The sequence below is a fragment of the Paenibacillus sophorae genome, assembly GCF_018966525.1.
Lineage (GTDB): Bacteria > Bacillota > Bacilli > Paenibacillales > Paenibacillaceae > Paenibacillus_AQ > Paenibacillus_AQ sophorae.
This window is the reverse complement of the sequence record NZ_CP076607.1, coordinates 517,275-530,614: the sequence shown is the minus strand read 5'-3', so window position 1 is coordinate 530,614 and position 13,340 is coordinate 517,275. Positions and strand designations below refer to the sequence as shown.

Below are 13,340 nucleotides of genomic sequence, written 5' to 3'. Positions count from 1 at the left end.
TATTTCAAAAATTGGAGCAACAGTTACTGTTGCTCCAATTTTTATACTAATGGGAGTGATGATTTGAGAATATGTTTGTTTACTATTAATGCAAAAGATTTTAATTTACCGCCATATGGTATTTGGACAATAAAGACCTATCTCGATTATTACAAAGAAAACTACTCCTTAAATATAGATGTTAAAATCTTTAGCTTTAATCATGAATCAGATCCGGAAACAATATTAAATACAATTGAAAACTACAATCCAGATTTAATAGGTGCTTCTCACTATATATGGAACGATGAGAGCATTTTAAATATTATAAGAGATTTAAAAATGAAAATGACTAATGCAAGAATTGTAATTGGGGGTCCACATAGTGATTATAAAAATCAACGATTAAATGATCTTTTATTAACTGGCATATTAGATGCGATTGTAGTGGGTGAAGGGGAAGAGCCATTCTTAAAAATAGTTCAGTCTATAATATCTTATGGTTCAATAAAACCTACGAATGGAGTTGTTTGTATTGAGGATGGAAAAGTTAGTTCATTCATTCCTCAAGTAGTCAAGAAAGGTGAAATTGATTATTTACCAAATCCATATATAGTATCTAAGGAAGTTTTAGAAGAATCATTAATAAACGGAAGTATTCAATATGAAACCTCACGGGGGTGCCCCTTTAACTGCTCTTTTTGTGATCAGGGCCATAAATCATATCGGAGTTTATCAATGTCAAGAATCAAGGATGATCTAGATTTTTTCGCAAAATATAGACCTAAACATATAGACTTTTTGGATGGTACATTCAATTTAAGTCCCTTAAGAACGATTGAAGTGCTAGAACATTTAATAAGTCTAGATTTAGACTGGACTATTCATGCAGAAATAAAACCTGAAAATTTATCATTTGAAGAAATTCTTCTAATGAAAAAGGCTAATTTCAAATCCGTGGAACTTGGTCTACAATCAATACATTTAGGCACATTAAAACTGATTAAGAGACGGAACGATTATAAAAAAATAGAGGAAACTGTCACTAACTTAAATTCATTTGGGATAAATGTAACTGTTAATACAATTATCGGACTACCTGATGAAACGTTAGAAAATTGGTTTGAAACGTTAGATTATTGTTTTAATATTGGAAAGGTACAAATTGTTTCGAATTTATTAAAACTATTACCAAACACTATCTTATTCGATCAAATAGAGAGATTTCAGTATGAGTATAGAATAGATAATTTCAATTCTATTATAAAAAGCAAACATTTTTCCGAACAGGATATTAAGTATGCTTTGATTATAAATAGAATAGTGGATTTGTTTTGGAATAAAAATAACATGCCAGATTATATAAAAAATATTGTTCAGAATCTTTATTCAAATAAGTTTCACTTATTATTAATCGATATATCAAATATTTTGCTGGACAAAAATCACAAAATAGAAATAAAAAAGAATTTTCAATTCCTTGTAATTATTAAATTGCTCCAAAATCATAAAGAAAATAATAAGTATGTTAGTGATCTTATTTTGGAAGTAGAACAAGAATATTTATCGGGTGGTAATAATATTGTTAATAGATGAAATGATAAAATTGGATGAAATGTATAGTTTACTAAACTCGATTAGTGATAGATATGGGTACTATTCTGTCGCAGCATTAATTATTAAATATAATGTTCTTTCGACTGCTCTTGAAATAAGAATTACTCTTAACAAAGATCAATCAGCAAAGTTTATTTTGGAATTGAATAAAGCTATTAATTTAGTCAAAGAGCACTATAGCAACACAACAAGGAAGAAACGAGTTAGTAGTGAGCTGCTTGTCAGATGTGAGTCAATCTATAATAATGGTCAAGAACATTATATTTTTGATAGAGAATACTATTATGAAAAATATAAAGAAGCTAGTGAGGTACAACATTTAGTTGCAAAAGCAACCCCTGCTGTAAGTAAATATATTAAGGCTCACAATTTTTATATGTATGCTGTAAATAGTAAAATGGAACCCTTTATTTTCAAAAACATAATACCTTTAAGAGAGTTTATTGAGGGTAGAAAATATTTAAAGTTTAATGATATACCCATTGTTCACCCAATGTTATTACACGATTATAACTTAACTGCTGTAGGTGCTGGGGAAGTGATTTTCATAAAAAACTCGGACAACGTAATAAAAGGAGCAATTATAAATAATAAATCAGGTCATTATCGTCCATCTACAAAGTCATTAATTCAAGTTAGTTCTTCTTTTAGTAAATCACTAGATTTAGAAGAGGATTGTGTCGTTGCTATTGAAGTAGAGGGAGTTTAGTTAAATGTATACACCAAAAAGTTTTGAAAGTGAATTATTGATTCAATTTAAAGACGAAGATATTTTTTTAAATGCACTTGAAGATGGAGGTCCAGAGGATCTAAAAATTGATTTATCTTATGAAGAACTGGTAGTGAATTTATATGTTGATAGTGAAGATTACATTTTAAAAAAAAACAATTTTTCATTAGCCCTTAGGCCTCTTCCGGACAAAAAAGTTGGGTCAATATTAAAATATAATATAAGTGAATTTAAAGAGCATGTTATTCGTGCAGAAATAGCAGAGTTAATGAATACGGGATGTAAATATTCAAAAGTGATTTCAGATACATTACAAAGTAAATTAAATTGTTGTACAGATAATCTAATCCCAACATTAATCTCTAAACAAAAGCGAACTCATAAAAAATCGAATAGATTATCTCCTACCCTATATTTTTCATTTGATAAGGTCACTTTTAATAATTTGCGAAATGGTAGTGAGATTACTCTTTTTCTTATGGAAGTAGAGACCACAGGAAATAATATTGGAAATATTTACAGCACAGAAATGTTTACTGCCCTTGAATATTACAAAAAAAAATATGATGCTATAAAAGTTTTTCCTTCGTCAAAGTATATTATCGGCCTAGAGCAAACTTTAAGGAAGTAACATAGAAGACGTAAACTGTAAGAGGAGGTGACCCATGAGTAATGATTCTATTACACTTAAGAAATTTCAACAAGAAATTGCAATTTACTTACATGGTAATAATGGCAGTAATATAAAAAAAAAACTATCTGATATTTACATGAATTATTCGGAATTGTTCAATTTAGAAAATATTATCAACTCTTTAGAAAATATTATTAACTCTAACCATTTGGATGGTATTACATATTTAAGTGAATTAATGAAGGAAAATTTAATTATAAATGGTATGTCATTCCAAAATCAATTATCTCTTAAAAAAGCACAGAATTCTATTATATGGAATGGTGAATTGTATAGTTTACAAACTACCATGAGTAGATTGTTGCTTGAACCTTCAAGAATAAATAGAAAAGAATTATTTTCTTCTGTGGAAGATATTTTTACCGATAAACTTAACCCTATTTATAAAAAATTATATAAAAGCTATAACAATTTCGCTGAAAAATTAAACCTTGGAGACTATACCAATCTGTGTATATCGTTATTAAAAATAAATAAAACGAATAGCCTCGCGGAACTCCACTCTTTTTTAGACCAAACTAATCATATATATTTTACTAGCCTTGAGTTTGTAACAAATCAGAAGTTGAATTTATCCCTATCTCAATTAGAGCGGCACGATGCTTTTCATTTGTGGAACCTAAATGATAATTTTCGGTATAGTGATTATAATCAAGCAATTGATAAAACACTTGATTATTTAAAAACTATGGGGTTTGGGGACATTTTAAGAAGAGTCAACTTTATCATCGATAAATCTTTTTCACGATCTTTTTGTATTCCGTTAATTATACCAGATAAAATTATTTTGGTTTATAGCATAAGAAACAGGGCGGATGATTTTAAAATTTTATTCCATGAATTAGGGCATGCTTTACACCTAGCTGGATCGACAAAGGATTTAACAAATGGTAGAGCATTATGGATAAATCCTATCATTAGTGAAGCCTTTGCATTTTTGTTTGAAGGATTAGTCACTAATAAGTCGTTTGTTACTTCCTTTTTTGGGAGTCAAAGTGAATCCTATTATTATTATTCTACTTTAAATACTTTATATCTTGTACGTTTTTATATTGCGAAGTTATTATTTGAATACTCTAATCAAAATGAAAGCGCTGAAGAAAATACTATTAGTTATTGGGGACAATTGTTTTCTGAAATAACAGGTTTCAAAGCGAGTGGGAAATCTGCATTTTATGATAGAGATTTTTTTATGGGAGCAAATAATTATATAAAGGGATGGTTTTTGTTTGCTCAAATCAACAATTATTTAGAAGATAAATATGGAGACGAATGGTTTTCTAATAATGAAGCATCTGCATTTTTAATGAATTTATGGCTAAAGTGTTCTTATATATCACCTGAGGATATCTCCACTAAATTAGGTTATAGAAGTTTAAATGGTGATGCATTAATAAAATATTTAAAAACTAAGTTATTAAGGGGGTGATTTTATATATGCGATATTTTAGTATACTCAAAAAAGGAAAGTTAAGAATTTTTTGGATAACTCAAACTATATCTATGATTGCTAATGCTTTTCATCTAATAGCGTTACCTCTGTGGATACTAGCTATAACAAAATCACCTATGCAAACCAGTTTAGTAGCGTTCACTGAATTACTAGCCATGATCATTTTCTCATTATTTTCTGGTGGAATTGTTGACATACTAAAGAAAAAGAAATTGTTAATTATCGGAGATGTTATAAGAGGAATATTGACAGTATTACTTTTATTTGTACATTCAGAAAATGAAATATGGATTGTTTACTTAACAGCCATCGGAACAGGAATGATGTCATCTTTATTTGGTCCAGCTCAAAATGCTATTATTAGACAAACATTTAATAACGAAGAGCTTACATACTCAAACTCTATTTTTCAACTAAGTTTCTCAGTGTCATTATTAGTTGGACCTATCATAGGTGGTACTGCACTTTCTTACTTTGGTTACGAATTAACGTTCATAATTAATGCTATATCATTCTTTATTGGTGCTTTTGGATCTTTATTTATTATTGATCAAAGCATTGGGAAACGAAGACAAAGGAACATCATTTATGAAGTATTAAGGGATTTAAAGGAAGGTGTTATTTTTGTAAAGACTAAACTTAATATACAAAAAGTAATGATAACTCAATCAGTTGTTTTTTTTCTTACAGGAGCTAATGGGTTTTTATTTATTACTTATTTTAATATTTCAAATGTTGATCTTAGTGTTATCGGTATTTTCATGACATCACAGGGGGCGGGGATGATACTAGGTTCAATTATTATTCCTAAAATTCTAAATTTAACAAAAAGGTTTTATTTATTGTTAGGTTTGTTAATAACACTTATGGGTATATCAATTTCTATTTATATATCACTTGTACCGCATAACAATGTTGTAGCTATTATATTTATACTGATATTTGGTATCACACTTTCTTCTTTTAATATTATAACCAGTACTTTATTACAAAGAGAATCATCTGGGGATCATATTGGTAAGGTAACTAGTTTTTCAAGGTTAGTTAATCGAAGTTCAATGGCTATTGCAACTGCACTTGCAGGAACTCTAGCATCCATATTTTCAATTCAAAATATTGTAATAATTGAAGGGATTATACTTAGTATAATGGGATTAGTGCTTGTAGTAATTCTAGGACAATTGTTTCAATTGAGGAAGTATTCCCAAAAGACAAGTCGACTTAATGAACGGCCATAAATAAAGTTGGGGTAACCATATCCATTTAGCCCCCTAGAAGACTTGGAAGTCCAACGATCAACCGGTTGAACACCTTTATCAAACCGTTCATTGACTAGATAGAATATGGGGATACAGCCCGAAAATGTACGGTGTACCGATTGTTATTGTTTTTTGCTCAGGCGGCATTTGGCCAGTGGATGAGTTATCGGGACGGTGCACCGCGAACCTCACGGTCCGGCCTTGAGGCCATAGACTATTCCTGTTTATCCAAAAAGGCTAAGGATGTCCCCTTCGACATTTACAAGCAGCTTTTCCATCTCATGATCCGTAAGTGCAATCGCCATACCAAGCGGAAGCTGAAGTTCCCGAAGGAACTGCTTGTTATTGATTCAACCAAGATTACCGTTGAAATCGGTCGGCTGCCGTGGGTACCTTTAAAGGGAAGCCGAGCCGGCGTCAAACTCAATGTGGCTTTGCGCCAGTCTACCGGTCAGCCGCACAAAGTCGTGGAGTCGACGGGAAATCACCATGATATATGCAGTAGCGACGAACTTTTCGACTCTGCCTTCATCAATGTCGCTGACCGGGCTTACGCGAAGTGCAAGCGGTTCGACGAGTATTGAAATAGAAACGAGATTTCGTGATCCGGCCGAAGGGCGAAGTGGTTCTCCATGAGCCGCGCCCTTCCCGGCGTCGCAGGTCGCCCGAATCCCCTATTTAGCAAGAGTATCGTGCCAGTTGGGGATGGGAGTAAACGGTTCACTCTTACGGCATCTCGTTATCATGTTTCGCGATCCCGCAGGCAGTCCGGTGATCCTGGCGACGAGTCTAAAACTGGCAGATCGAAGTCTTTTTTCGGTGGATCAACAGCACTTATATATCCCCGCTTTGTTTTGGACTACGCCCAATGCGGTGTTTAGCCAGCTTTATCTCGCCTTACTGGTGTACGTACTGCTCAAAAGCTCCTATGATGAAATTTACCCGGGCGTTCCGCCTTCAGCGACTTGTCATTTGCCACTTTTGCTCGCTTGCTTAGTTTGAAACTTCTTCCAACAGAATGGGTGATTCTATTGTGTGGTTGGTAGAAGACGGCCTCGGATTTTTTTTCCTTGTGCCGTCAGCCCCAATCAGAGTAAGACCAGTATAGACGATGTCTCTGGCTCCTCCTGCGCAGACACCTTATCCACTGTCGTTCAATCTGCCGCTTGAGACTGTGCAGTTTGTAATCGCAGTGGTACAGAGCGAAATATTGGTAGAAACCTTGCAGCATTCTTGTGAGCTACTTTTGTTGGTCTCGCCTTTTCCAATGCCGGTGTGCTTTCAGCCATGTCCCGACTCGCTCCGTAAATTTTCGGCAACTCTTCACGCTAGGTATTCGTATGAGCGCAAATTCACCTTTCTGTCCTACTCCACAGACATGTTTGAACCCCAGAAAATCGAAGGTGTCCGGCTTTTCTCCGAATTCCGCCTTTCGCTCCCTTGCAAATCGTCCAAAGATCATAAGGCGTGTCTTTTCCTCCACTAGCTCCAGGTTGAATTTCTTCATCCTTTCGTTTAACAGCGTTTGGAAATTCTCTGCATCTCGCTTGTATTTGAAACATGCGACGTAATCATCCGCAAAGCGGATGAGGTAGGCTTCTCCTTGAAAATATTTCTTGCACCGTTTCTTGAACCAGAGGTCCAGTACGTTGTGCAAATAGATGTTTGCAAGCAGCGGACTGATCGGACCACCCTGCGGCGTTCCCTCTTCGTTCCGTGTGACCACGCCATGTTGCATCACTCCTGCTCGCAGCCACTTTCCGATGAGATGCAGAACAACGGGGGCGGATATTCGCTGCTTTACCATCTTCATCAACCATTCATGGTTGATGTGGTTGAAGTACCCGCGAATATCCGCCTCGAACACATGCCTTACTTTCTTTGTTACGATACAGGTTCTGAGCGCTTTAAGCGTCATATGCGGATTTCTTCCCGGACGAAACCCGTAGGATAAGCCCAGAAAATCTTGTTCATAGATGGCTTCGACGGTTCTTGCTACTGCTCGTTGTACCAAGCGGTCTTCCACGGTAGGGATGCCGAGTGGGCGTGTCTTCCCATTTCCTTTTGGGATATCCACTCGCCTTAAGGGTGGAGCTTGGTAGCGATTTTGTCTAAGCCGTAACCATAGATCCTCTGTTCTCTCTTTCAGATTCGCTTCGAATTGTGTCGTTGTTTCTCCATCTACACCGCTCGTGCCTTTGCGATTCATCATCCCGTTTCTTCTAGGAATCCAGGTGTGATGAGATGCGCCAGTGACGTGAAGCGGATTTTCTTATCTTGCCGAGCTTTCTCTGCTATCTTAACCAGTTGTGTTGACATCCGATGTCCACCTCTGTGTGTGGGGTATGTTTCGCTGTTAAGAGCTTACTCTGTCCTGCCGCTTCCCCCTGTACGCGGCTTTCCCGCGCTCCGAGTACTACCAGCAAGTCCGATTTCCTCGCCCTTGTCGGAAATCTACTGTAGCCTTCCAAGTATTCGACCTTGTCGGCCCCCGGACATCTCACGAGGCTCTATCGCTTCACTTGCGTTACGGCCTGGTCGTCGCTCTGTCTACGCAGGCTTCCCGCCATTTCTTGGACCGTATGTGGCGGCCAAAGCAGCAATGGACTCGTTGGCGACGATGGCTTATGAGGTTGCAAAGTTTTGCATTGAAACGTCGTTCGTCGTACCGGGTGCATTTACAAGAGGAACGGCACATTTCCCAAGCGCAGGTCATCCAAATGACGAACAAACCACTTTGGCTTACGATCGGATCAACCATCTGCTCGATCAGGTTGGTGATTGCTTGAGTGCTCTCACCCCGCCGGAAGCTGACCCGCAAGCGGTCGCCGACGAGATCGCCCGAATTGTCACTTTGCCAGCAGGCAGCCGCCCGGCACGATCGGTCATTGATTTCGTCAATGATGGTGCTGCTGAAGTGACTGAGCTTTCCGAGAAATTGCGAATTGAATTTGCGCAGCGTCTGGGCTTAGGCGACCTGCTTGTACCAACGGTTTCTAAATAATTGCAAGGATGTAACGCTAACAAAACAAGGTATATGCTTTCGAAGCAAGTTTTGTACGAAGTAAATTAAGGATGTAACGCTAACAAAACTTTTAGGAGGAATAAATAATGGAAAACAATCTTGTAGGTAAAGTAGCTTTGGTGACAGGTGCATCGAGAGGGATGGGACGAGAAATTGCCGAGAATTTGGCTCGGCATGGGGCGAAAGTCGTTGTCAATTACGCAAGCAGTCCAGGAAAAGCAGAGGAAGTCGTAGCTGGAATTAAACAGCAAGGTGGAGAGGCCATAGCGATTCAAGCCGATATTAGCAAAGTGGCCGAAGTGGAGAGTCTGTTCAAGAAGACGCTGGAAGCCTACGGGCAAGTAGATATTCTGGTAAATAACGCGGGCATTATGATTACAAAACCAATCGCGAACATCACGGAAGAGGATTTCGACAAGCAGTTTGCGATTAATGTCAAAGGGACCTTCTTCGCCTGCCAGCAAGCTGCTTTACACATGAATGAGAACGGGCGGATCATCAATTTCTCCACTTCGGTAACGGGTCAGATGTTCCCGACATACAGCTCGTATGCGGGAACAAAAGGAGCCGTGGAACAGATCACCCGTCAGCTTGCGAAAGAGCTCGGACCGAAAGGAATCACCATTAATGCGGTGGCTCCGGGCCCAGTAAACACGGAGCTCTTCACCGTTGGGAAGTCCGAGGAGCAAATTAAGGCTGTCGGTAATATGAATTCGTTCGGACGGTTAGGGGAACCGGAAGACATTTCGAATGTAGTGCTATCCTTGGCTAGCCAGGAATCGCAGTGGGTTACGGGTCAGACCCTTCGCGTTAACGGTGGATTTATCTAAGTAGTAATGAAAATTGTAGTCGAAAGTGAACACTTGGTTTCGTCGTGAAGGCGGACCCAAGTGTCCTTTTTTGAGCGCTAAATCATGATACAGGGAGTTAAGATGATGAAGTCTTGGAAAATGTTAATAGCAAAGCTGAAAATAATACCGCACAGGCAGCAAACTTGCTGGAAACCATAAAAGCAAATGGTAAAATCCGCGTCGGAACGGAAGGAACCTATGCGCCGTTTACATTCCATGATGAAAGTGGCAAGCTCACCGGATTTGACGTGGAAATCGCGCAGGAAGTAGCCAATTGTCTCGGGGTACAAATTGAATTTATAGAGACTAATCGGGACAGTTTGATTGCAGGATTAGACACTGGACAGTTTGATATCGTGGTTAATGAAATAACGATTCGCAATGACCTTAAAGACAAATATGATTTTTCAGATCCTTATATCGTTTCGAAAGCAGAACTGATTGTTCATCAGGATAATCGGGATATTAAGAGGCTAGCCAATCTGAAAGGAAAAAAAGCCGGACAATCGCTGCAAAACGATCTTACCGATATTGCCAAAGAGAGCGGCGCTATCATAGTGCAAACAGAAGGGTTTAGCCAATCGATAGATTTACTGACATCCAAACAAATTGACGTCGTAATCAATAACGGACTTTTTTACTTGTATATGAAAAGGCAAAATCCTGATGCGCCAATCAAAGTCGTCGGTCGAACCGTCTCTTCTTGGAAGAGTGGGATTCTGGTGAGAAAAGGAAATGAAGAATTGGTGAATGCGATTAATCAAGCATTGACTGATATGAGATATGACGGAACTTACTTGAAGATTTCAAAAAAATATTTTGGGTTGAATGTATCCAGATAATCTTCACAGACCAACAAATGACCCGGTTCTAGAGTGATGCCTTGAGATGACGTACCAATGCCTCCGCGCTTTCACAAATTTGTTCATTTGTTAACAGTCGAACACCTTGCATTGTAAAGGTTGGCAAGAAGCGCATTCCCGTCAGGTTAGCGGTTGCTTGAAAGGGTTTGGTTAATTCACTCATGCTGTAGTGATTGAACCCTCCTGCTTGATATGCAGCTTCCGGCCCGCCTGTGGAAATGGCCAGAACAAACTCTTTTCCATGTAATTTGGTTCCTTCAGCGCCATAAGCCCATCCGTAGGTGAGGACCACATCCTGCCATTCTTTTAGCAATGAAGGACTGCTGTACCAGTAAAGTGGGAATTGAAAAACAATCCGGTCATGCTCCAATAATAACTGCTGTTCACGTTCCACGTTAATTCGTCTTTCTGGGTACTCGGCATATAAATCATGGACAGTAATCTCTTTTTCTTGGCTTAATCGCTCCACCCACGCTTTGTTTACAACGGAATTCGTTAAATTCGGATGTGCCACAATGACTAATGTCTTCATGCTCATTTCTCCTTTAGATTTTTATTTGTATATGCAAATGAAAGGGTAAAAAAATTTACAATTCTTCTTCTAGTTTATTGCTTGCTTCGTGCAACATTTTACTTAAATCCAAGCTAAATTCACTCCCCAAGATCTGAGAATACCCTGCAAATAGATCTTTTAAAGAATTTCTAAACTGATGATAAACCTTTTCTCCTTCTTCAGTTAAAGAGATATAGGTTTGTTTGCCGCTCATTTTTCTTGTCACCAGCTTTAAGCTTTCCAGTTTATCAATAAACCTCGTACTCGTAGAAGGAGCGATTGACAGCTTGTGACAAAGCTCTTTTTGAGTGATTTCCGGATGGAATTTAACGATCATGATCATGTAAAAATAAGAAGGAGCCAGGTTCCCGAAATCAAAAGTTCTTTCAGCTAATTTTGTGATGTTGCGAGCAAAACGGCTGGCTGTAAAATATAAACAATGAATTAATACTTGTTCTTCTTCATTCATTTTGTTCAGTCCCTTTTTTCATTTGCATATACAAATTAACACGGGTGAAAGTAACTGTCAACTAAAGCCAGATGTTTTGAAAAACTTGCCGTTACAGACAGCGCGGTCAACCGCATCTGGCCGTTGATGCGAATATTGTTCTTGACTTAAAGTTAACTCTAACTGCTACTCTGAAAAAGGGGGATAAATAAGATGTATAAAATAAGTGATGTCTCGCAGTTAACGGGGTTGTCTACGCACACGCTTCGCTACTATGAAGAAATAGGTCTGCTTCCTGCAGTGAATAAGAATTGTTCTGGTATCAGAGAGTATAGCGACGAAGATGTTGCCTTTATAGAATTTGTTAAGGATTTAAAAGAAATGGGACTATCGTTAGAAGAGATTATCCATTTTGGAAAAGAGGGGTGTGTGAATGAAAACAGCGCTTTAACTATGAATAACCAGCTATTTAGCGTATTAACGAAACGTTTAGCTGTACTGGAAAATCATTTACGGGAACTCGATGAAAAAAGAAAAATTATTGAGAATCATAGAGCAAAAATAATCGATCGAATGAGCTTGTATAAGGCTATGATAAACAAATGAAAAATTCAAAGTTAAAATGGTTAGTGATAGGATCAATTTTGAACAATGCGGGGATCAGTTTTATTTGGCCGCTAAATACGATTTACATGCACGATCACCTGGGGAAATCACTGGCTGTTGCTGGCTTAGTGTTACTTATAGATTCTATTACAACGTTAATCGGCAATTTTTTCGGTGGGCGGTTATTTGACAGGATAGGTGGCTATAAGACAGTTTTACTCGGACTGTTTATCTCGATTATTTCACTAACTGGTTTAGTTATTAATCATAATTGGCCATTTTACGCCGTATTTTTAGCGATCCTGGGTTTGGGTACAGGTATCCTTTTTACATCCGTTAATTCGCTTGCGACCAGTCTATCAGGCTATGATCATCGTTATGTATTTAATTCCATTTACTTAGGGCTTAATATCGGGGTAGCTGTCGGAACATCGATTGCCGGTTTCATTGCGGATTTCGATATTTCTCTTATATTTATAGCGAACTTGCTATTATACATCGCCTTTTTAATTATCGTTTTATTTTTTTACAAAGATATAGGAGCCATTCATCCACAAAATGAATCTAAAGAGTTAAGTGAAGCAAGAGATCGTAATAAGCGTAAACTGTTAATTCATGTATTTATCATTTGTTTTGTTTACTTCGTGGTGTGGATGGGTTATGTCCAATGGCAAAGTACTATTTCGGCTTATTTACCAAAAGTTAATATTTCAATTAAACAGTATAGCTTTTTGTGGACGATCAATGCATTGCTGATTATTTTAGGCCAGCCACTGATTTCGCTAATTATTAAGAAAGTGGCTCATACTTATAAAGTACAGATTTATGTGGGCGTTATGCTATTTGTTTTTTCCTTCATTGTCCTCATATTTAGTCAACAGTATATCGGGTTCATAGCAGCTATTGTCTTGCTTACCTTAGGAGAAATGTTTGTGTTTCCCGCTATACCCGCAATGATTAATGCGATTTCACCAGCTAATGCAAAAGGATCGTTTCAAAGTTTTGTGAATATATCATCTACCTCAGGTAGAGCACTCGGACCCATGCTTGGCGGAGTTATTGTTGAACAATTATCCTACGTTTATCTCTATTTAGCGGCGATTATTCTAATGGTTCTATCGGTGTTCATTTTTCACTATAAGCTAAACACAGTGACCCGTATGGATAAAAAGATTTAAAAATAAAACCTGAAAACATTGAAAGTAATCGCTTTCGCGGGGATGTATAATGAGAACGGAATTAGTTTGTATATTCCCTACAAG

General features: G+C 37.5%; 15 protein-coding genes. 12 read left to right on the top strand and 3 right to left on the bottom strand.

What is annotated here, in order from left to right; all coding sequences use genetic code 11:
* The first annotated feature begins 63 nt into the window (after positions 1-63).
* The 7 genes from KP014_RS02505 (at position 64) to KP014_RS02475 (ending at position 6,734) form a co-directional block, all read left to right on the top strand.
* Complete coding sequence (locus KP014_RS02505; RefSeq protein WP_036596963.1) at positions 64-1,575, top strand: B12-binding domain-containing radical SAM protein; 1,512 nt, start codon at positions 64-66, stop codon at positions 1,573-1,575.
* Positions 1,562-2,305 (top strand): hypothetical protein, encoded by a 744-nt coding sequence (locus tag KP014_RS02500; protein WP_036596964.1) that lies wholly within the window; start codon positions 1,562-1,564, stop codon positions 2,303-2,305. The genes KP014_RS02505 and KP014_RS02500 overlap by 14 nt, the downstream gene beginning before the upstream one ends.
* A gap of 4 nt (positions 2,306-2,309) precedes the next feature.
* Positions 2,310-2,957, top strand: coding sequence for a hypothetical protein (locus tag KP014_RS02495; protein WP_036596966.1), 648 nt, complete (start codon positions 2,310-2,312; stop codon positions 2,955-2,957).
* 34 nt (positions 2,958-2,991) lie between these two features.
* Complete coding sequence (locus KP014_RS02490; RefSeq protein WP_036596968.1) at positions 2,992-4,449, top strand: hypothetical protein; 1,458 nt, start codon at positions 2,992-2,994, stop codon at positions 4,447-4,449.
* Between the two features lie 8 nt (positions 4,450-4,457).
* Positions 4,458-5,711: an MFS transporter gene (locus tag KP014_RS02485; RefSeq protein WP_036596971.1), complete on the top strand. Its 1,254-nt coding sequence runs from the start codon at positions 4,458-4,460 to the stop codon at positions 5,709-5,711.
* A 302-nt stretch (positions 5,712-6,013) separates the two neighbouring features.
* Positions 6,014-6,316 (top strand): transposase, encoded by a 303-nt coding sequence (locus KP014_RS02480; protein WP_139210562.1) that lies wholly within the window; start codon positions 6,014-6,016, stop codon positions 6,314-6,316.
* 121 nt (positions 6,317-6,437) lie between these two features.
* Complete coding sequence (locus KP014_RS02475; protein ID WP_139210561.1) at positions 6,438-6,734, top strand: hypothetical protein; 297 nt, start codon at positions 6,438-6,440, stop codon at positions 6,732-6,734.
* 238 nt (positions 6,735-6,972) lie between these two features.
* Here the strand turns inward: KP014_RS02475 and ltrA are convergent, their stop codons facing one another.
* A complete protein-coding gene (ltrA, locus tag KP014_RS02470; RefSeq protein ID WP_090833878.1) occupies positions 6,973-7,944 on the bottom strand; it encodes a group II intron reverse transcriptase/maturase in 972 nt (323 codons plus the stop codon).
* Between the two features lie 372 nt (positions 7,945-8,316).
* Here ltrA and KP014_RS02465 point away from each other — a divergent pair, with 372 nt between their 5' ends.
* The 3 genes from KP014_RS02465 (at position 8,317) to KP014_RS02455 (ending at position 10,450) form a co-directional block, all read left to right on the top strand.
* Complete coding sequence (locus KP014_RS02465; RefSeq protein ID WP_216700448.1) at positions 8,317-8,736, top strand: Rossmann-fold NAD(P)-binding domain-containing protein; 420 nt, start codon at positions 8,317-8,319, stop codon at positions 8,734-8,736.
* Positions 8,737-8,843: 107 nt separating this feature from the next.
* The gene (locus tag KP014_RS02460; protein ID WP_090833877.1) at positions 8,844-9,587 is read left to right on the top strand and encodes an SDR family oxidoreductase; all 744 of its coding nucleotides are present in this window, start codon (positions 8,844-8,846) and stop codon (positions 9,585-9,587) included.
* A gap of 113 nt (positions 9,588-9,700) precedes the next feature.
* The gene (locus KP014_RS02455) at positions 9,701-10,450 is read left to right on the top strand and encodes a transporter substrate-binding domain-containing protein (RefSeq protein ID WP_090833876.1); all 750 of its coding nucleotides are present in this window, start codon (positions 9,701-9,703) and stop codon (positions 10,448-10,450) included.
* Positions 10,451-10,478: 28 nt separating this feature from the next.
* On the opposite strand, the gene KP014_RS02450 is transcribed toward KP014_RS02455, so the two are convergent.
* Both KP014_RS02450 and KP014_RS02445 read right to left on the bottom strand, forming a co-directional pair.
* A complete protein-coding gene (locus tag KP014_RS02450; RefSeq protein ID WP_036596783.1) occupies positions 10,479-11,003 on the bottom strand; it encodes an NAD(P)H-dependent oxidoreductase in 525 nt (174 codons plus the stop codon).
* Between the two features lie 55 nt (positions 11,004-11,058).
* On the bottom strand, positions 11,059-11,493 hold the full coding sequence (locus KP014_RS02445; RefSeq protein WP_036596785.1) for a MarR family winged helix-turn-helix transcriptional regulator: 435 nt from the start codon (positions 11,491-11,493) through the stop codon (positions 11,059-11,061).
* A 192-nt stretch (positions 11,494-11,685) separates the two neighbouring features.
* Between KP014_RS02445 and KP014_RS02440 the strand changes: the two genes are divergently transcribed.
* Together KP014_RS02440 and KP014_RS02435 are read left to right on the top strand one after the other, a co-directional pair.
* Positions 11,686-12,078 (top strand): MerR family transcriptional regulator, encoded by a 393-nt coding sequence (locus tag KP014_RS02440; RefSeq protein WP_051500192.1) that lies wholly within the window; start codon positions 11,686-11,688, stop codon positions 12,076-12,078.
* On the top strand, positions 12,075-13,256 hold the full coding sequence (locus KP014_RS02435) for an MDR family MFS transporter (RefSeq protein ID WP_036596787.1): 1,182 nt from the start codon (positions 12,075-12,077) through the stop codon (positions 13,254-13,256). The genes KP014_RS02440 and KP014_RS02435 overlap by 4 nt, the downstream gene beginning before the upstream one ends.
* Positions 13,257-13,340: the final 84 nt, after the last annotated feature.